The organism is Deltaproteobacteria bacterium (assembly GCA_016219225.1).
Lineage (GTDB): Bacteria > Desulfobacterota > RBG-13-43-22 > RBG-13-43-22 > RBG-13-43-22 > RBG-13-43-22.
Window position 1 is genome coordinate 1 of record JACRBX010000340.1, and the last position, 18,549, is coordinate 18,549.

20 protein-coding genes are annotated in these 18,549 nt (G+C 50.3%); 3 read left to right on the forward strand and 17 right to left on the reverse strand.

Translation table 11 applies throughout. From position 1 onward, the window contains the following. Positions 1-345, forward strand: a 345-nt coding sequence (locus tag HY879_27165; protein MBI5607027.1) for a tripartite tricarboxylate transporter permease, incomplete at its 5' end; no start/stop codon positions are given. Positions 346-703: 358 nt separating this feature from the next. Here the strand turns inward: HY879_27165 and HY879_27170 are convergent. From HY879_27170 to HY879_27210, 9 genes are all read right to left on the reverse strand, one after another. After that, positions 704-1,144 carry a hypothetical protein gene (locus HY879_27170; protein MBI5607028.1) on the reverse strand — a complete coding sequence of 147 codons (441 nt, stop codon included), beginning with the start codon at positions 1,142-1,144 and terminating at the stop codon, positions 704-706. A 528-nt stretch (positions 1,145-1,672) separates the two neighbouring features. After that, positions 1,673-2,827 (reverse strand): DUF362 domain-containing protein, encoded by a 1,155-nt coding sequence (locus HY879_27175; protein MBI5607029.1) that lies wholly within the window; start codon positions 2,825-2,827, stop codon positions 1,673-1,675. Positions 2,828-2,852: 25 nt separating this feature from the next. Continuing rightward, a complete protein-coding gene (locus HY879_27180; protein ID MBI5607030.1) occupies positions 2,853-3,983 on the reverse strand; it encodes a radical SAM protein in 1,131 nt (376 codons plus the stop codon). A gap of 124 nt (positions 3,984-4,107) precedes the next feature. Then, the gene (locus tag HY879_27185) at positions 4,108-4,881 is read right to left on the reverse strand and encodes a DUF169 domain-containing protein (protein ID MBI5607031.1); all 774 of its coding nucleotides are present in this window, start codon (positions 4,879-4,881) and stop codon (positions 4,108-4,110) included. A gap of 74 nt (positions 4,882-4,955) precedes the next feature. Continuing rightward, positions 4,956-5,294, reverse strand: a complete 339-nt coding sequence (locus HY879_27190) for an XRE family transcriptional regulator (GenBank protein ID MBI5607032.1) — start codon at positions 5,292-5,294, stop codon at positions 4,956-4,958. A 13-nt stretch (positions 5,295-5,307) separates the two neighbouring features. Continuing rightward, positions 5,308-5,853: a hypothetical protein gene (locus HY879_27195; GenBank protein ID MBI5607033.1), complete on the reverse strand. Its 546-nt coding sequence runs from the start codon at positions 5,851-5,853 to the stop codon at positions 5,308-5,310. 141 nt (positions 5,854-5,994) lie between these two features. After that, positions 5,995-6,282, reverse strand: a complete 288-nt coding sequence (locus HY879_27200) for a DUF2442 domain-containing protein (GenBank protein ID MBI5607034.1) — start codon at positions 6,280-6,282, stop codon at positions 5,995-5,997. Positions 6,283-6,298: 16 nt separating this feature from the next. Continuing rightward, the gene (locus tag HY879_27205; GenBank protein ID MBI5607035.1) at positions 6,299-6,553 is read right to left on the reverse strand and encodes a DUF4160 domain-containing protein; all 255 of its coding nucleotides are present in this window, start codon (positions 6,551-6,553) and stop codon (positions 6,299-6,301) included. A 936-nt stretch (positions 6,554-7,489) separates the two neighbouring features. Next, entirely contained in the window at positions 7,490-7,660 is a 171-nt protein-coding gene (locus tag HY879_27210) for a hypothetical protein (protein ID MBI5607036.1), read from the reverse strand. A gap of 291 nt (positions 7,661-7,951) precedes the next feature. Between HY879_27210 and HY879_27215 the strand changes: the two genes are divergently transcribed. Next, positions 7,952-8,314 (forward strand): type II toxin-antitoxin system prevent-host-death family antitoxin, encoded by a 363-nt coding sequence (locus HY879_27215; GenBank protein MBI5607037.1) that lies wholly within the window; start codon positions 7,952-7,954, stop codon positions 8,312-8,314. Beyond that, on the forward strand, positions 8,304-8,471 hold the full coding sequence (locus tag HY879_27220; protein ID MBI5607038.1) for a PIN domain-containing protein: 168 nt from the start codon (positions 8,304-8,306) through the stop codon (positions 8,469-8,471). The genes HY879_27215 and HY879_27220 overlap by 11 nt, the downstream gene beginning before the upstream one ends. Before the next feature lie 459 nt (positions 8,472-8,930). On the opposite strand, the gene HY879_27225 is transcribed toward HY879_27220, so the two are convergent. The 8 genes from HY879_27225 to HY879_27260 all read right to left on the reverse strand — a co-directional run bounded on the left by HY879_27225 (position 8,931) and on the right by HY879_27260 (position 18,235). Then, positions 8,931-10,985: a hypothetical protein gene (locus HY879_27225; GenBank protein MBI5607039.1), complete on the reverse strand. Its 2,055-nt coding sequence runs from the start codon at positions 10,983-10,985 to the stop codon at positions 8,931-8,933. A 22-nt stretch (positions 10,986-11,007) separates the two neighbouring features. Continuing rightward, positions 11,008-11,484, reverse strand: a complete 477-nt coding sequence (locus HY879_27230) for a response regulator (GenBank protein MBI5607040.1) — start codon at positions 11,482-11,484, stop codon at positions 11,008-11,010. 201 nt (positions 11,485-11,685) lie between these two features. Beyond that, a complete protein-coding gene (locus HY879_27235; GenBank protein ID MBI5607041.1) occupies positions 11,686-13,242 on the reverse strand; it encodes an acyl-CoA carboxylase subunit beta in 1,557 nt (518 codons plus the stop codon). Beyond that, positions 13,239-14,645, reverse strand: a complete 1,407-nt coding sequence (locus HY879_27240) for a hypothetical protein (GenBank protein MBI5607042.1) — start codon at positions 14,643-14,645, stop codon at positions 13,239-13,241. The genes HY879_27235 and HY879_27240 overlap by 4 nt, the downstream gene beginning before the upstream one ends. Before the next feature lie 20 nt (positions 14,646-14,665). Then, on the reverse strand, positions 14,666-15,967 hold the full coding sequence (locus HY879_27245; GenBank protein MBI5607043.1) for a TRAP transporter large permease: 1,302 nt from the start codon (positions 15,965-15,967) through the stop codon (positions 14,666-14,668). Beyond that, the gene (locus HY879_27250) at positions 15,960-16,460 is read right to left on the reverse strand and encodes a TRAP transporter small permease (protein MBI5607044.1); all 501 of its coding nucleotides are present in this window, start codon (positions 16,458-16,460) and stop codon (positions 15,960-15,962) included. Before HY879_27250 ends, HY879_27245 begins: the two co-directional genes overlap by 8 nt. A gap of 52 nt (positions 16,461-16,512) precedes the next feature. After that, positions 16,513-17,559, reverse strand: a complete 1,047-nt coding sequence (locus HY879_27255; protein MBI5607045.1) for a TRAP transporter substrate-binding protein — start codon at positions 17,557-17,559, stop codon at positions 16,513-16,515. A 31-nt stretch (positions 17,560-17,590) separates the two neighbouring features. Beyond that, a complete protein-coding gene (locus tag HY879_27260; protein MBI5607046.1) occupies positions 17,591-18,235 on the reverse strand; it encodes a GntR family transcriptional regulator in 645 nt (214 codons plus the stop codon). Positions 18,236-18,549 lie beyond the last annotated feature (314 nt).

The following is an 18,549-nucleotide window of genomic DNA, read 5'->3' on the forward strand; positions in this document are numbered from 1 at the left end:
CCGGTACTGTTTCCCCTTATCCTCTTGTTCTGTTTAATCGGAGCCTTCAGCCTGAACAATAACCCTGCAGAAATCGGGATGATGCTCTTTTTCGGGGTATTAGGGTACTTGATGAAAAAATTCAAGTATGACGGCGCCTCCCTGGTCCTGGCCATGGTCCTTGGACCGATGATGGATCAATCCCTCAGGCAGTCGCTCCTCATGTCGGGTGGCAGCGGAATGATCTTTATTACCCGCCCCATCTGCCTGATCATCTTTTCCATCGTGGCCGTTATCTTTTTTCTGCCGGTTCTTCCGCACATCAACCGAATGCGTAAGACCGTCGACGAGGCGGAGGAAGTTTAACCTCTCGTTTTCCAACACTTTAGTTGTTTAAAAAGAGAATTTTTCTTCACCGCAAAGGCGCGAAGAACGCAGAGAGAATTATCTTTGTTCAATCCCGTGAGAGGCAGGATTGAACAAAACAACCCTGGACTCCGTCCCGGAGGGCCTCCGGCCATAATTACCCGAAGGGCTTCCGGCCCGGAGGGGCCTACACCCCGGAGGGTTGCGAAAGCTTTTTCCTTTCTGTCCTCTCAACAGAAAGGAAAAATTATTCCCCCTTTGCGTTCTTTGCGGCTCTGCGGTGAAAACAGTATTTCATAAAACTAAGCTGATACAAAAAATCTAATTGGTTTTGAATACGGCTGTACGAAGCCATCGGCTACTCTTGTATCGCCGGAGGGGTCAGTTGTTGGCTCGTAGCCGGCTTCCCGGGTCTTTGGGGAATGACCTCATCATAGGGGCTGGTCAATTCTTCCGAAGAATAGGGAAGGCCCTTTTTAGAGGGATAAGGACTGGTGAGGGTTCTGGGATCCTGAACGGTCTTTTCGTAGGTTTCCTGATAATCTTTCTGACTGTCGTACCATCTTCGAGGGTCCTTGCCGTAAGGGGTGGTCAAAGTCCGGGGGTCCGGAGTAGCGGGATTGGCCAAATCATAGGTTTGATAGGGACCTCTCATCTGGGTCGGGCTCTGATCGTGCCCGATTTCGTTTCGATTGGGATCGTAAGGATTATATCTCGACCCGCGATAAGAACCGGCATAAACCAAAGAAACCAATCCGATCACCCCAAGGACGCTGAAGAAAATAGCTATTTTTTTCATGGAGTATTCTCCTTTTTAAAGGCCTGACTAAAAATATTTGAAACTTCTCTATTAACAGAGTTTCTTTCAAAAGTCTTAATTATGCAAAAATAACACCCAATAGGTCAGCCGTCCCGGCTGACTATCTAATGATTTCAACACAATCGGCCTTCGGCCGATCCGAATATTGTCAGGCAGGATGCCTGACCTATTTTAACCGAATTTAAACATTTGCAATAGGCTCACTCGTTACCTGTTTTAACGAGCACCCAGCAACGAGTAACGACTTCCTGCAACTCGCAACCCGCAACACCCTCTATTATACCCTTAAATCAAGAATAAATGCAAATCTCTTTCAGGGGCAGGTCATAATTGACAACATCGTAAAAAGTTCAAAAGCGCTGATTTACGTCATTCCCGTGAAAACGGGAATCCAGTCCCGCCAAATGCTGGATTAATTAGTTAGGTCTGGCCTGGCTTCCCGCCAGCGCCCTCCGGGGTGTAGTACCCTACGGGACGGAATCGGGAATGACGAGTTTTACGAGACCATCATAATTCAAAGGACCGGCTTTTAAAAAGCAATTTATCCTTCCCGGAAATCCTTTCTTTGGCTATTGAAAGAAAGGCATCGGATTTAAAAGGCAAATCTCTGGCGGCCCTTTCTTTCGAGATGATCTCTCTCAAATAAAAATCCATCGCCAGGGGATCCCAGGACACGAATAGAGAAGAGGGAAAGGCCGATCCAAAAGTTTTAAACCGCTCCGGCTCACCCAGGTGATCATCGCTCCAGGTTCCGACCAGGGCGTCACAGAGCACCAGTCTGGTAATCTTTTTCAGGTGCTCATTCGTATTGACATCCACGATGAACTGATCAATATGGAGGCCGTGGAAAGGGCTTGGACTGGTCGTTTTATCACTAAAAGCGATACTGCCAAAATGATTTTTCATTGCCCCGGAAAAGAGGAGGAAGGGGTGGGCCTTCACGATTGGCATGTTAATCAGATGATCCCCTGAAGCAACGATCCTGGGCAGATAACACTTGAGCGGCTCCCCTTTGTTACCTTTCACCGGGAAGGTGGTTTCTATGGGCTTTGGGGAGGGACGGGTCCAGTCTCCAAAGAATTTCCTGCGTCCCCTCTGATAATAGGAAACCGGCTGCCCGACATAATGAATATCGTATAAAATCCTTTTCCGGTAAAAAGACGGAATCGGTCTGGAGACGTCATAAAGGGTGATATCCTTTTCTTTTATGCCATGGTGAAGGATCAGCCCCCTGATCAGGCTGTTGACGACCTGGGGAGAGGTGATAATCTTCTGAAATGCACAATCGATCCAATTGAGATTGGGTTTGATCAGGACCCGCTCCCCTTTACGATAGTTAAACAAAGACCGCCAGGCAGCCCTGGATCCTTTCTGCCCGGTCAGACGTTCAAGTCCTGCATCGATCATCGTCTGAACAGACTCCTGATTGATCCTGTTGACATAAGGGTGGATGGAATCGTCCCCTGAAAAGGCGTCTTTTGCCCTTATGGCAATCAGGTCGGCCTTTTCGGCCCAGGCGGTTTCACCCCGTCCGGGCGAAAAGGATGAACCTGCAGACTTGTTTTTTGATTCTAACGGAAAAGCCCGGGAAGGCTTAATGGTAAAACCAGACAGGAAGGCTATTAAAGTAAAGATGAAATCGCGTCGATTAAAGATTGCCACCGCTCATAACCCTGTGCGGAATTGGTCAGGCATAGAGCCACCGGGCCAGACCTTTTTTTATCGTCAAACGCAACCCTTTTTTAAACATGCGCATATTGCAGTGGCTGCATATCCTGATCTTTCCATTCTTCTGGGCCTTGACAAAGTCCCTATGAGACGGGTTTCCCCAAATGGTTTCCAGGGGCTCCTCATAGAGGTTGCCTAAAAGGTAGTGGCTGAAGAAGGGACAGGGCAAAATATCTCCATAGGGAGTAATGGTCGGTTCGATACAGGCCCTGTGGCAGGGACTTTGGGGGAATACCCCTTTTTCCAATCCCTGCTCAGGGATAATGAGGAGGTTGTCTAAATTAAGAGAGAAGGGATAATGCCTTCTGGATCGCCATATTTCCCTTACGCTCTTATTGAGATGGCCGGCTTCTTTCTTTGAAAGGAGGTGGTTCTCCTCATCGGTGCTCTCAAAATAGGGATCGGGTAGACAGCCCTTTACCGCCGATTCCCGTACGGCCTCCTGGGGAATCTGGCTCAGGTAGCCCAATTTGACGGCATCGATCGGGAAAGATTTCATCTCTTCCAGAAGGTCGAACAGAGAAGTGTAATTAAGTTTTGAAATCGTGGTATTGATGATGATCTCCGGACAGGCGGCCTTTTTGCGGTATCCGGCAATTTTCTGAACAGCGGCCGCTATACGGCTATAACTACCTTCCTGTCCTCTTATGAAGTCATGGATCGCGCGAGGTCCGTCAATGGAAAAGTGAATTTGGTCCAACCCTTTGTCAACCAGAAGCCGGGCGGTTTCCTGGTCCAGAAGATTACCGTTGGTAGGAAGAGAAGTGGTTATCTTTTTGGACCGGCAGTATTCAATAATATCAAACAGCACATCTTTTCTTAACAGGGCATCTCCTCCAAAGAGTTCAATACCGGTGACGCCGCTTCGGTTCAATCGATCGATAACCCTTTTCCACCCGTCAATCCCCATCTCTTTTTTTTCATCAGCCGGCTCCCGTTTCCAGATATTACAAGCCCGACACTGGCTGGTGCATCGATAGGTGAGAAAGGTTAAGGCATACAGTGGTCTGATTTGACTGGCTCTATACTGACGTCTGACGGCTTGTTGCAGTTCATTAGAAATGAATCCGAATTTATCTGAAATCGACATTCCCTTCTTCCCGGTCGGCATAGTCAGATCCTGAATGGCCCCACTATTTTGGGGTGGTGAGTTGAACCGCGGGCCTGATTCCTCCGGAAAAGATTGTTCCGGAAGAGCGCGGATTCTTTCCTATCTATTTAAAGATGTCTGTTAAGGGGAGTTTCAAGCCCACCATGGGCTGATAGTCCAAAAAGGCCGGTATCGGGTAACGGATACCCCGTTCGTGGGTCCGGTTCAATCCTTCGATTAAACCTTCGAGCAGATCAACCGGGACCACAAAGGCCATCTCATCATCTTGAGCCGTCCCCCAGACCCTGTCTCCATTGCCGGGAACAACCACTTTGGCCGTACGATCCAGGTAGGCCCCGAGGACCCCCTCGGTGCAGGAGGCGGCCCGGCCGGAAAAGGAGGAGGTGATCGGGATTCCCGTGCGGTAGGTGGCCCCATGGATAAGGCGCATCAATTGGGCCGGATTGATATAGAGCAGGATCACATCCGGGTCCACCTCGGTTCTTTCCAGCGGAGAATAAATGATTGCCCGGCATGTCCCCGGAGCTAAAAGTCGCCAACTGGAAAGGGCCGCTTCGGCTGCCGCCTGATCGCGGCTATAGTTCATTCGGGTCAGAAATTCAACCGCCTTGGCCCGATCGGTTTGCGGCTCCCAGCCATAACTGAAGCTGGCTATGGCGCAACCTGAATCTTCAGCCTGGACAGCCACCGTCCAACCGTATTTTCGTGCCAGGGCCGCCCCCTGGCAAGGGGCCAATTTTTTCCCTAAATCTTTCCCGGGTCTTTTGGCCCGTGCCGGTATTTGCCCTTCTTCCCCGGCCAATCGTACTGCCAGGGGAAAGGTCTGGGGTTTAAGGAGTCGGTTTATTTCCTGTCCAAAGCTCTTCCAGTGTTCCATGTTCAACGCTCCTCCCTCTTGCGATGGATTTTTTCTTTTTCCTTTTCCCTTATTTTACATCCCTCGGTTCCCTCTTAGGCGTGTAACCCGTCTTGAAAAGCATGACGGTTTCGGAAGGTAATGTTCACTTCAACATCCTCGTCGAGCTTTCCAAGAATCGTAATCATCCGGTCAAGCGTGAAGCGTTCAAGCCGTGCGTTCCGAATGCGGGAAAATTCGGAATGGGATACGCCAGTCAGTTTTTCGGCTTCGCGGGTCGATAGCCCGCGCTCGTCGAGCGTGCGGATAATCTCGGCCGCAAGAATGGCGCGCGCCTGCTTAACGCTGGCGTTTCTGTGCCCAAAATCACAGAGACGTCGGTAGAAGTGGCGATGGTAGCCGCTGCTTAGTACGCTTAACAACCAAAGCACCATTCCGTGTCCTTCATCAGCGGCGCGACTCCAGCAGACGTGCTCCCCACTCAGCGTAGTCCGGGCAATGCTCATTGATAAACTCTCGCATAACAGACAACGGCAATCGCCCGTCGGGAAGCGCCTTCCATTCGCTGAGCACCTGCCCGAAATACTCCCCCGGCGCGTCCACTGCCCACTGCTTGTACTCGGTCATTGATTCCTTGTCGAAATCATGGATGCCCTTCAATATCCCCTGATAGTACAGGTTCACTTCCTTCAACATGCAAAGCTTTCGATATTTCTCTATGTCGTGCCGAAAAGGCTCCAATGCTTCGTCAAACATCTCCCACGCCGCATCGCCAGGATCAACATACCCGTCTCTGCGTTTGCCGGACCTATCCCAAACATCCTCGACATCCAAGAATTCCAGTGCGTCCTTGACGTCCGTCGCTACATCTTCAACGTCGACTTCACGTAACAGTTCCTCCGCAATAGCATCGATTTCTTGGGCTAAGTTGTCATGGCGCTCAGCTAAAATCTTAAGAATCGACAAGGCGTCCGATCCAGCTAATGATTCCAAAAACCTCGGCTTCCGAGCCATTCTTTTCTTTGGCGATCTTTTCTGCGCTAACTTCTTCATCGGAATGACCTTTCGAGGATTCATCAATAGGTTCCCTACGATTACTCTGCGTTCCGTTCCATTTTTCGGCTAATCGCAAGGCTAAGCGGCACGGCGGTCTTTTGCCACATCCGTCTTGAGCGATTCGTTGGGCACTGCTTTCCCATTTGTCCACAGTTCATATTCACTCAGGTCAATATCGTCGCTCCACGAAATGCCATAACCTCCTGGATCAACGTGAACGGCATTGAAAAAAGCAGGACTCGTAAGCAAGTGAAACTGCGGTCTGGAAAGAAGAGGGCTGCAATCATAGATTTTTTTAATTCCATTTTCGAAAGTGACAAGTAACCGGTCGTTCCCTATGGTTTGTACGGCCTTAATTTTTTGTATCTTTTCCATGTTCAATTTACTCCAATCCTGGAAGTTGCCTAAATTCTTGACGATTCCACATTTCCGATAATTCCTTTTGGTAAAAGCCAGCCCATTCTTTGACAAGTCGTTGAGCTCTATCCGGCAAATCCCCTTCAATCATCTCTAATGATTCGATAGCAAAAACAGCATTGAACTCCCCGTAAATCGCATGAAAGTGAGGGATTCCGTGTTCGCTTTGACTGAAGTACATCTTGATTATGATGCCGTAAAATCTGGCTATAACCGGCATAGGTTTATCCTCCTCTTGGCCACTCAATTAGAAATCGATCAGGCTCGGATAGCAGAAATGTCCGATCGAACTCGCTCGCTTGTAGTTCTTTGTGATTCTGCTCTGGTTCACTTCCTTCAACATTCGGCATTTCAACATTAAGTTAATTATTCTTGCTCATCCCCCAGTATCAGGATCTTTCCCTCTGCCAAGTTACCTCCTTCTCATTAAGGGGTTTTATCCGGGCAAAATGATTGTGGCCTTTCAGATAAACCAGTCCAGCCTTTTATTGCTTAATCCAGTATCCCCAAAATTTACGACTACTCCTAAACTCAATCTTGTTTTCGGACTTTAATCGCTTTAGCCAGCGTTCCAATGTCTTAAGAGGCAATTTCAAAGTCTTAAAAATTTCAGGTGCCGGTAGGACTGGATTTTTTGCTATAAGCTTCAGCAAACCAATGCAAATGGTTTCCCAGGAATGGCGCCCAATAAGAATTCGTTTTTTTTGTTTGAAAATTCCTTCTAAAAAAAATCACCTCCCTCATAAGAAATGGGAACTTTTATTCTTCCATTAGATCTCTTTAGAATTCAAGGATTACATAATCTATTGATTCCTCAATAAAACTTGTTATAATCTTATATAAAAAATATTGACAAAAGCAACCAAAAAGTACTCCTAAAAGGAAGAACCCTGGTAAGTTTCTTTATTTACTTGACAAAAAAGAAAGGACTTTAGAAAGGAATGGAGAAAGATATTAGCCTATGATGGGAAATGGGGGGTTTCTCTGAAGTGTTTCATGGAATATCCGAAACAGCTTATTCTGCCATATCTCACCTGCTTCCCCCTCAGTTCAAAAAAAGTCGAAAGCTTGGCATTCAAAACCGGGCCGGGCCACATAAACCGATTGAATAATCAAAACCCCGGAGTGTTCCGGGGTTTTGATTAAGGTATTTAACTTAAAACACAAACCGGAACTGCACCCCGCCCAACCACTCTTTGCCTAATTCGGTTTTGGCGGCATCGTTGGGTTTCCGGCCGTAATCGTACAGGGTGAATTCCGGGATCAGATAGAAGCCCTCGGCCACTTTGTAGTAGAGGCTGGCGCCGGCCATGGCCTCGAACCACATTATCTTCGCCGGTCTTCCAGACGTCGCTGTTGGCGGCCTTGTCATAGCCGAAATAGATATGGGGGACCGACGGACCGAAAATTGATCAAGGAGTGCTTCCTCCAAGGCCATAGGCTTTAAACGTCTGGAGAAATAGCGTTGAAAAGCAGAAAAATCAGCCCGTCAAAATTTAGGTGGTAGATTTAGGTTTCTTCTTGACCCTGTCTTTTGCTTATTCTATACTCTATCCAGGAATAATTTTCTTAATCGTTAGCAAACTAATTAATTGATTAATATAATGTGGAGAAACTTATGGCGACTAAATCGGCAACGAAACTGGTCGACGCCCTTTCCGCCCGGACCCATTTTGGGGAAATGATGGAAGAAGCGGAGAAGGAAAAAACTCGGTTCCTGGTGAGTAGGCGGGGAAAACCAAAAGTAGTCATTTTAAGTGTGGAAGACTATCTGAAGAACGTCGTAAAACAACCTGAGATTTTGACCACCATTCAGCGCAGCGCGCGGAAAGCCGGGCTGGACGAGATGAGCGACGAAGAAATTGAAGGCGAGATCGCTTCTTACCGCCGGTCCAAGACCAAGAAGGGAATTCCTGTCAACACTCAGAAAGACGGCCTTATGGGTCGTCCCAAAGATTACCGTCGATGGCGTGACTACTGACCCGGATGACAATGCCTTTTTAGAATGTGCTTTGGAATCCAAGGCTGACTTTTTGATCACCGGTAACATCCACCATTTTCCCGAAAAAAAATTCCGCAATACTTCGATTGTCCCTCCTGCCGAATTCGTTTCCCATGCGGCGAAACTAATCAGGTAGAGAATCAATGGAATCGTCGCTTTCCAATACCCCGCCTGCTTTTCCTTGAAATCAAAACCATTTTTTCATTTCTTGGTCACCGAGGGGGCCATGAGCTGGCGTACCGGCCTGATCGCTCATCGGAATTCTCGAAACCATGATCCCACCAAAAAAAATGTAATCTACCGGATTAATAGACAATTTAGACAACGGGCGTCGATATTTTGAGCGCATAAATAAGGGGTGGGAAACAGACTAAATGGGGAATTGAAAAACTCCCGGAGGGTTTCCCCTCCAGGAGTTTGGACGTATTGCTATTACTGAGGGTAGGCTCCAGTGCCCAACACAGGCAAAATAAGAATATAAGCTACCCAAAAAAGAAACCTCCTGTCCCCTTTTGTCCGTCCCCTTTTATTTTCAGCTCCCAAGGGGAACCGGCGTTTGTACGGCCGATTCCCTGCTATTGGTTCCTAATCGCTATTAAGGCAATGTATTCTTCACAATACTCGCTGCATCACTGGGCAACAGCAGTCGTTCCGCCACGAGTTTGTCGGCCATCGCTTTTAATTTAGTCTGATAGACGACATTGTCGGTGTACCGTTCTTCCAAGGACGGACGCGGATCATTATTCGTTATCCGTTCGGCCTTGGTCTTCGCAAAGGGAATATAAGAGCCTTGAATGCTGCACAGATCATCCTGCGCAAAACCCTCAGCACGCGTGTTGCGACCTGAATAGGTCGCGATCGGTACCGCCACCTGCGGCATCACCACCCCATCCATGCCGTTCCCATCCGCATTCACCCGTGTAACCGAGACCGGATAGAAAGCAGCGGGAACCGGCCATGGGACCCGACTGTAATCCACAGGGTAAGGCTTGCTGACCGCCCAGTTAAATGGTGCGCCTGGAATACGTGGAAACATTGCCGCGAGTTGATCAACACTAACGCGTCCATCGGAAGGCCTGGAAGGATAGCGGCTTGTTGGTGGCTCAATACCCTGGCCAACCCACTGGCCCATATCCGCAAGCAACGCACGCCAGGGGGCTGCCAATGACAGTGGGTTAAGTAGTTGCTGGCAGAATGCACGCATAGTGGGATTGCCCGGCACATGTGCAAGGCTTGCGATCAGATAGGCACGTACGTTCTTGGGCAAAACGAGAGGCTTGCCCGTCGTGTCAGTGACAACAAGAGAGTTGTACGAGCCCCAGGTCTCGGACTCGGTATCCACCTGCATGATCTTAGGGCAGCTTTTACTCTCTGAGCAGCGCTTCAATAGCCCGTCGGTCTTGCCCGAGATTGGGTCAAACAGGGTGGCGTAAGTGAACGGGAATTGGGCACCCGGGAACCCCCAGTAATCGTGCTGCCATTGGGGACTCACGTTCGGCTGGGCAAAGCGGTAATTGATGAATGCCCGCTTTGCACCGGCGATGGTCGGTACCACCCCGTCAAATATTCTTCGACCCTTTTCGTCAATATTGAAGTCCTGATACACATAATCTCGCAGGAACCTCCCACTTTGGGAGGCCCCGGTAGCTATCGCCCTCTTGACTGAGGACTTTCCCGCAACGAACAGCGGATTCTGTTTGCCACTTTCGTCAACTGCCGCGTATCGCAGGAATGAGATCACGTCCCGTACCGACACAAATGCCAGACCCATAACGATCGGTTGCGTAGCGGGGTAATAGAGATTGAATATTGCTCCGAGGTCAGTGCCGTTAGGCCGCTTTATCTCGATTGTGCGTTCATCGATGAACCTGACAATGGAAGAGGCGTCCAATTTCATCGGCTCAGAAGCGGCTAATTTCCGGTAGTATAGGGCTATCTTAGACGAATCAAGCGTCATCGAGGGGTAGGTGAGTTTCCACTGGAAGGTCAAGGCCGATGGGGCAACCGCAGCAACGCCGAGCGCAGAGCCGTCAAGGCGTATCTCTTCGTGACTGGTACCGACCAGAGCCTTGCCATTTTCTGTTGCGATTGGAAATACAGCGGCCATGGCACCACCGCCTACAGCGTTGGCCGTCGACGGAAAATCGCTCTGCCATCCGCTCCAGACCCATGTAAACCCTTGCTCCAACAGTGTTGTATCTCCGGTCGGCTGAGCAGGGACCGGTTGAGCAAAGTTGGCTGTGCCGAGTAACATAACCAATGAAAACTTGCGGCCCCGGTTCAATACATCATACAGGAGTTGACCGTTCCCTTTGGGCACATCAATCGGTTTGAGAATCGCAATATCGGCTGAATACTCGACCATGCCTTGATCATTCCGGGGTGCCTTATCAAGATCGATGATTCCCTTATTCCGGGAGGACCTGGGGTTAGCCACCCCGTACACCTTACCGACCAGGAACTCGTATCGGCCTACAGAACCAAATGAAGTGCCACCGAAAGCAGGACTGATTTTGTTGCTGATCTCGATTCGAGTGATGCGCGATTGTTTTGCCGAGGGGCTGTCTGCTTCGGTGTAAGTAATCAATCCGCCACTTGCCACGAGAACCAATACCACTAAAACCAATACAGACAGTCGCTTTTTTAACATTGTTTGCCTCCTTTTTTGATGGTCACCAGTAGGTGATCCCTGTTTTCTTCTTCCAGTCTTCTTCAAACCGTTCGTCGAAATAGTTTTCGAGTTTCTTCAGAAGTCGCTTCCAACCCGGCGTATGCTCGTATTTTAGAAGGTCCTCAAGAAAAGGAACGATTTCTGCCAGCTTTTCTTTCGGCAGGTAGACCCCGGCACCCAGATCATGGGACTTTTTGAGAGCCTCGGCGTTCAGAGCATGGGCCGTCAGCATGGCCACCTTGAATTTCCGGGAGACGGCCATTTCAAGGAGCTCGAAGCCGCGGACACCCATGATGTCCAAAACGACCATATCGTACTCCTTTGATTTCAGCAGGGCCATTGCCCCTTCGTAGCTGGTAGCCTTGTCGATGGTGCAGCCCGGACAGGCCCCGAGGATCTCTTCTTCCAGTACCGCCAGGACGTCCGGTTCATCATCAACCGCCAGTATCTTCTTACCCTTTAAAACCGATTCTGTCATCGTGTTCCTTCCTTGCCCTTAATACGAAAATAAATTTTTAACCACCCGTAGCCTCTGCTGGGGCGCTGTAGGGGCGGGTTTAAAACCCGTCCCTACGGAAGTATTTTCATGCTCGCGGGTGCCTGACAGGGCATGGGGGTTTAATAAGTGACCTACGGCCATGAGCCGTTGGCCGGATGATATTCAACACGGGTACAACGGTTACATAGGCATATTCCCATGCCTTTTAAAAACCGTCAAATTCCTGGATTTGGTTCGCAGGAATTGTAAAGAACGGATAAGTATCCTTCTTGTTTCCGCCGGATCAATCACATCCTCGGCATAGAGATTCCCGGAGGCATTGATAATCGGATTGGCGTATCTTTCGCGGTACTGACGGACCATCTCCGCCCGGAAGGCCTCTTTATCTTCGGCCTTGGCGATCTCGTCGGCATAGAACAGGTCGACCGACTGCTGTGCCCCGAGAATCCCGGCCTCGGCCGAAGGCCAGTAAAAGGTGAAGTCCACCTTCATACCCGGTGTGATGCCCATGCCCAGATTGCCGCCGCCGTAAGACTTGCGCAGAATAAGGCCTATACGGGGCACGGTGGACTCGCAGAGGGCGTAGAGCACCTTGGCGCCATGGCGGATGATTCCTCTGTGCTCCTGGGCCGAGCCGGGCATATAGGCCGGTGTGTCGATAAGCAGGATGAGCGGTATATTGAAGGCATCGCAGAACCGGATAAAACGGGCCTCTTTGTCGGAGCTGTCCACGGTGAGACTTCCGGCGCGGATCATGGGTTGATTGGCTATGAAACCGACGCTGTGCCCTCCAAGACGGGAGAAGCCCACGACAATCTCCCCGGCAAATTCGGGCTTTATTTCAAAAAAATCCCCCTTATCGGCCAGGCGGGTAATCACCTTGCGGACGTCATAAGCCCTGCTCGGTGATTCCGGTATGATCGAGGCCAGGCCCTCATCCAGGCGGTCTGGATCATCTCCGGTATCTGACAGCGGGGAAAGTTCTTGGTTGTTTTGAGGAAGAAAAGAAAGGAGTCTTCTTAGGCCGATAAAGCACTCCTGTTCATTCTTGAACCTCAGATCGGCCACACCCGAGACCCTGGTGTGGACCCTGGCCCCGCCCAATTCTTCCAGGCCGATTTCTTCCCCTAAAGTCGACTTGACGATTCGCGGGCCGGTGATGAACAGGTGGCTGATACCATCGACCATGAATATAAAATCGGTGAGGGCCGGAGAATAAGCGGCCGTGCCGGCGCAACTCCCCAGGATCGCAGAGATCTGGGGTATCACTCCCGAGGCTTGGGTGTTGGGGTAAAAGACGGAGGCCTCATGTTTGTCGCTGTTCGGAACGACACCGGCGTTTCCGCCGTCATCAGGTCTTTCCACCCTGGCCCCAGGGGAATCAAACAGTCCTATGAGGGGAACCCGCATCTCAATGGCTCGTTCAATGGTCCGGTGCACCTTGAATCCATGCCAATGGCTCATGGAACCGCCGGCAACGGTCGCGTCCTGTGAAAAGACACAGACAGGCCTCCCATGTATCATTCCTGCCCCGGTCACTACGCCTTCAGCGGGGAGTCCATGGGCGTGCCCGAGCAACATATTCCATTCCTGGAAACTTCCGGAGTCGAGCAAAAGGTCGATCCTCTCCCTGGCGGTCAGTTTTCCGGCCTTATGCTGTCGGTCAATGCGCTCCCGGCCTCCGCCGAGAAGGGTTTTCGCTTTGGCAGCCCGGAGTTCTTCCAATCGCCCATTCATTTTTCGCTCCTGACCCTGTTGCCCCCAGGGGCGATTTCAACCAGCCTGGTCTTCTTGGCCGTTTCTCTTGGTATGGAACCCGGAGGTACCCAGAGAAATTTTGGTCTCAGACGCACCGTCTCCTTAAAGGCCTTCTCCATTTCATCTTCCAGGGCGACGATGTCCTTTTCCCCCAGGCCCTGCCCGTACTCGATCCGGATGGTGAGCGGAGGCGTGATGGCCGGTCCCGGCTTATCCAGGAGGATCTTGAAAAACCCGGTGACCCTCGGAACAAATTTCACTATTTCTTTTTTGATCGCCTCGGGAAAGACGTTCACGCCTTTGACGATGAGCATGTCGTCGGCCCGGCCGATGATTTTGAATTTCAAACCGGTCCTCCCGCAACTGCATGGGCTTGTAAATACCTGAAGGAGATCCCCATAGGCGTACCTCTGAAATGGTGTTCCTTCCCATTCGAGGAAGGTCATGACCATTTCTCCTACGGCTCCGTTTTCTATTTCGATGTTTTTTTTGGTCTTGGGGTCGACAAGTTCCAGGATACAGTAGTCGGCCGAGGTGAAGTGCATACCGCTGTACACCTCCGGTGGCTCCAGGCATTCGGCCCCCTGAAAGCTGTGGCCCCCTCCGGTCTGGTCACAGATGTGCGCTCCTCCGAAGCCCGCCGATAAAAGCTTACGCACCTCAATGTTGCCTGCACCAGGCTCTCCTACAGGAAAAATCCATTTCAGACCAAGGGTTCCGGCTTCTCTTCCTATCAGTTTGGGACACTGTTCCAAAAGGTACTGGGCAAAGGAAGGTGTGGTAAAGAGCGCTTGGGGACGGGTCAGATCGATAAAGTCGAGGACCCTTTTGGTTCCCCCATCGGCCCCGACCGGCACGGCGCAGGCCCCCGAATGCATTATCCCCTGCGATAAGGGAAGCCCCCCGGTAAACATACTGAGGGACAGACCCTGAAGGATCCGGTGGCCTGGCCTTATGCCCACCATCCAAAGCCTTCTGGCGTGCAGCTCATTCATGATATTCACGTCATGCTGGGTCAGGGCATAAAGGGTCGGGGTGCCGGTAGTACCGGAGGTCGAGTTCAGTCTGACGATTTTTTCCTGAGGCGCACAGGTGATAGTGCCCGGTCCGAAGGGATGTCCTAATTCTGCGGTCGAGGCCTCCTGGGTTCTCTTCTGTTCGTCCTTGCCCGTCAGGGGGATATTTCGAAAATCTTCCCAACTCCGGACATCTTCCGGTTTCATCCCCGCTTCATTAAATTTTCTCCGGTAGAGCAACGAGTTGGTGTAGTTGTAAACGATCTGTTTCTTTAGTCTTTCCAACTGGATTGCAGCCATTTGGTCCGAAGACATGGTCTCTATTTCAGTATCCCAGTATGGATCGATTGTTTGTCTGACCAACATTTTCTCCTTTCTCCAAAACTTCATTTCATCATTATGGACGGCAGCCAAAGGGTAATTGAGGGGAACACAAAGAGTAAACCGATGACCAGGATCAGAGACAGGAGAAAGGGGTAGCACCCGGCGTATATGACGCCGATGGGTTCCTTGGTTATGTTTTTGACTACAAAAACGCAAATGGCGACCGGTGGGATGACGCAGCCGATACAAACCGTCAGAGCGATCATGATGCCGGACCAGATTGGATCATAGCCGAGTTTGACCATGGCCGGGAAAAAAATCGGTGTGGCCAGGATCATAAAGGCCAGATCGTCGATGATCGAACCGCCCACCAGATAGATCAAAAAAATGACCATCATAATCAGCACGCGGTGTACGGGAAGGGTCACGATCCACTCGGCCGTGATTTTCGAAATGTCGGTTACCGTAATCAGATGCCCCAGAACGACCGAGGCGGCAATCATGATCTGCACCATGCTGGCGGTCCGAAGTGCCTCTTGAACCGATTTCAGAAATCCTTTGAAGCCTATATCCCTTCTGACCACACAGAGCACCAGAACGGTGAAGGCCCCGATGCTGCCCGCCTCGGTGGGGGTGAAAATGCCGTTCATCAGTCCGCCGATTATGAAGAGAAAAATGATGATGGGCCATATATTTCCCGGAATGGAGGCCAGCCTTTCCTTCATCGGAAACTTGTCGCTCTTGGGACCCACCGCAGGATTGATTTTGCACCAGGTATAGGCGATCACCGCAAAGAAGAAGGCCATGATCAGTCCTGGAAATACCCCGGCGAGGAAAAGCCGGCCGATGGACAACTGGGTGATTATTCCAAAAACGATAAGGACCATACTGGGCGGCAGCAGAACACCCAGCGTGCCGGCGATGGCCACAATCCCCGTAGAAAGCTTTCGGGAGTAGCCGAACCGGTCCATCTCCGGAACGGCGACACTGGCGAAGGTGGCAGCCGTGGCGGCCACGGACCCGCAGATTGCCTTGAAGATGGTCGCTCCTACGATCGTAGCTACGGCCAGCCCCCCGGGAATATGGCCCGCAAACTTATGAGCACCGTCATAAAGCCTCTTGGCAATCCCGGCATTGAAGGCGATCTGTCCCATCAAGACAAAAAGGGGCATGACCGTCAAGGCGTAGGAAGACAGGGTATCAAAGAAATCGTTGGCAAACATGTCAATTGCCGTACTGAACCCATAGAGATAGGCGTATCCGGCAACGCCGGTGATGGCCATGGCAAAGGCCAGCTCAATGCCGGTCAGGAACAGGCTCAGTAATACCAGGAGAGCAATGAAACAAACCGTAAGTTCACTCATGGCCCCCTCCTGCAAATTCTCCGGTTATAAATTCCCGGATCATGAGAAAAAAAAGAACAACGCTTTCCACAAAGGCGCAAAGGGCTAAGCCAAAGGCAATAGGGTAGAAGATAACCTGGAGACCCGGTGTTACCTCCCCCCCTCTATACAGTTCCAGGCCTTTATTTATAAGTCCGTAACCCAGAAGGATGAAGAGCCCAATGCCGAGAGACCTCGTGAAAAGGCTCAGCCATCGCCGAACCCCCTTGCCGAGTTGATCGGTAAGAAATTCGACAGCGATATTATGGTACACCAGAGATGTCCTGGGCATGGCAAAGGCTATAGCCACGGCACCGCCAAAAGCGACAACCTCGTAGGCCCCCATAAAAGGGTGGCCGAGGTATCGGAGCACAACGTCGGTAACCGTCAGGAACATCATGAACACCAATGTGGCTGCTGCCACCATATCCATGGCTCCAGTCAAACGCACGGCCAGTTTTTGTAATCCTCCCATTTTCCCTCCGCTATTCGGATTGAATGCTTCTATAGCCACCCCGACCGACCGGTTATTTCCTAATGGCCTTTAAACGTTCCTGAACGAATTTGACCGCTTCTTCTCCCGGAAGCCCCTTTTCCTTCATACGGGTAACATAAGACTCGACAATCGGTTTGGCTCCCTTTTCGACCCATCTAACTTCCTCTTCTTTAGATAGGGTGATGATCTTCGTGCCTCGTTTGGTAACGAAATCCTTGCCGGACCGGTAAGCTTCGTCCCAGGCCTTTCCGAATTTCTCCACCTGTTCTTTGCTCATCTGATCGATCACGGTCTGAATGTCCTTTGGGAGTGCTTCCCAATATTTCTTGTTCATGGCCACGAGAAAGGTGGCGCTGAAAGTGCTGTCCTTGTTTTCCGTCACGTATCTAACGAATTCACCTGTTTTCCAGTTTTCCAGGGCTTCGTAAGCAGACGATAGTCCGTCGACCATACCCCTGGAAAGGGCGTCATAGACTTCCGTCATGGGCATGGCAACGGGTACACCACCCAGTGCCCTCATGTAGTTGGCATTATTCCCTGCTGTCCGCATCTTCATGCCTTTAAGATCTTCCAGCGTGTTGACCGGTTTCTTCAAGGTACAGAGCCAGCCGGGCCCCATCTCATGGAGCCAGAGCACCTTGACGGTCTCCAGTTCCTTTGGTTTGAATTTTTCGTAATATTCATTGGCAATCCTCGTGGCCACTGTGGAGTTGGGCCATCCGAGTGGCAGATCCAATACTTCGCTCAGAGGAAACCGTCCCATGGTATTGCCCAGAATGTGCATACCTACTTCGGCGATTCCTTTGACCACAGCGTCGTATTGCTGCGGCATGGAGGCCAGAGTGGCATTGGGATAATACTTCAGCTTGATCCGCCCATTGGTTCGCTTTTCCAGATCTTTGCCCCAATTTTCCAAGGCCTTTGACACCAGGGATTCGGCCTGCAAAGGATTAGTCAGCCTGAGGGCGTAAACTGGTTCCGCAGCCAACGTTTGAGAGGGTATCCAGTAGCCAAGCGCCAGAAGAACGGATAATACTACCCATATCCAAAATTTGCTGATTCTTTCGACCTTTTTCATAAGTACCTCCTGCTTCCTTTATTCTTATTATTTAAAAAAGCATTTCCGACATTAAAAAATATTTTTCCCGGGCATGTTGAAGATGGAGGCGAATTTCCTTCTTCAGCTCGGACAAGCTCCTGTTCTGGATAGCCCGCAGCATACGGCGATGATCCGCCAGTGCTTCGGCCGGCCCTTTTTGATAAGTTACCGCAATGGCCAGGAGCCAGCGTATCTTATCGATTACCAATAAGATAAGTTCCATGAAGGCCTCCGAATCGGTGGCCTTGTAAAGGATGCTATGAAATTCGGTGTTATTGGCGGCGATGCCCTTGATATCCCCCCTTTTCAGGCATTCCTCCGATTTCTGCAGAATTTTTTCCAGTTCCTTGACTAACTCCGGGGTGATCCTTTCAATTATGAGCGGCGCTGCGAATTCTTCCAGGGCTTCCCGCAGGGCATAATAATCTTCCGCCTCCTTACGGGTCAGCTTCCGGACCACGTATCCCACATTGGCCCGGCATTCAACCAACTTTTCCTGCTCCAGCATCAGCAATGCCTCACGGACCGGAGTCCGGCCCATACCCATTCCTTTGGCCAGGTTGCCTTCACGGAGTTCATCTCCCGGCTTGAGTTCAAGGGAAATGATCCTATCTTTGATGAGTTGGTGGGCTTTGTAACGAAGGCTATTATTCATGATCGTTCCTCATATATTTATTGATATATCAGTATATATATCAATAAATCTGGATGTCAAGTTTTTTTTCGAGGCTGCCAGGATTTTTTATTAAAATGGTCGTAACAATTTAGCCCTTTGAAAAATTTGAAACTTTTATCTGAAAATCCCGATTTTATCTTCTTTATTCTGATAAAACCCGGAATCCTGGTGTTTGTGCTGAGACGAAAAGAACCTGGATTTCGGTTTTCACGGGAATGACGGGGAGGTTATCGACGTTTTTTCAAAAAGCTAAACTGAACCAAAAGGTCTTTATTCGTTACGCTCTCGTGCCC

What these genes read in the sequence shown, in the direction of transcription:
- HY879_27170 (MBI5607028.1), bottom strand. Translation starts at nt 1,144, where the DNA reads ATGAAAAAAATAGCTATTTTCTTCAGCGTCCTTGGGGTGATCGGATTG.
- HY879_27180 (MBI5607030.1), bottom strand. Translation starts at nt 3,983, where the DNA reads ATGTCGATTTCAGATAAATTCGGATTCATTTCTAATGAACTGCAACAA.
- HY879_27185 (MBI5607031.1), bottom strand. Translation starts at nt 4,881, where the DNA reads ATGGAACACTGGAAGAGCTTTGGACAGGAAATAAACCGACTCCTTAAA.
- HY879_27190 (MBI5607032.1), bottom strand. Translation starts at nt 5,294, where the DNA reads ATGGTGCTTTGGTTGTTAAGCGTACTAAGCAGCGGCTACCATCGCCAC.
- HY879_27205 (MBI5607035.1), bottom strand. Translation starts at nt 6,553, where the DNA reads ATGCCGGTTATAGCCAGATTTTACGGCATCATAATCAAGATGTACTTC.
- HY879_27210 (MBI5607036.1), bottom strand. Translation starts at nt 7,660, where the DNA reads ATGTGGTTCGAGGCCATGGCCGGCGCCAGCCTCTACTACAAAGTGGCC.
- HY879_27215 (MBI5607037.1), top strand. Translation starts at nt 7,952, where the DNA reads ATGGCGACTAAATCGGCAACGAAACTGGTCGACGCCCTTTCCGCCCGG.
- HY879_27225 (MBI5607039.1), bottom strand. Translation starts at nt 10,985, where the DNA reads ATGTTAAAAAAGCGACTGTCTGTATTGGTTTTAGTGGTATTGGTTCTC.
- HY879_27230 (MBI5607040.1), bottom strand. Translation starts at nt 11,484, where the DNA reads ATGACAGAATCGGTTTTAAAGGGTAAGAAGATACTGGCGGTTGATGAT.
- HY879_27235 (MBI5607041.1), bottom strand. Translation starts at nt 13,242, where the DNA reads ATGAATGGGCGATTGGAAGAACTCCGGGCTGCCAAAGCGAAAACCCTT.
- HY879_27240 (MBI5607042.1), bottom strand. Translation starts at nt 14,645, where the DNA reads ATGTTGGTCAGACAAACAATCGATCCATACTGGGATACTGAAATAGAG.
- HY879_27245 (MBI5607043.1), bottom strand. Translation starts at nt 15,967, where the DNA reads ATGAGTGAACTTACGGTTTGTTTCATTGCTCTCCTGGTATTACTGAGC.
- HY879_27250 (MBI5607044.1), bottom strand. Translation starts at nt 16,460, where the DNA reads ATGGGAGGATTACAAAAACTGGCCGTGCGTTTGACTGGAGCCATGGAT.
- HY879_27255 (MBI5607045.1), bottom strand. Translation starts at nt 17,559, where the DNA reads ATGAAAAAGGTCGAAAGAATCAGCAAATTTTGGATATGGGTAGTATTA.
- HY879_27260 (MBI5607046.1), bottom strand. Translation starts at nt 18,235, where the DNA reads ATGAATAATAGCCTTCGTTACAAAGCCCACCAACTCATCAAAGATAGG.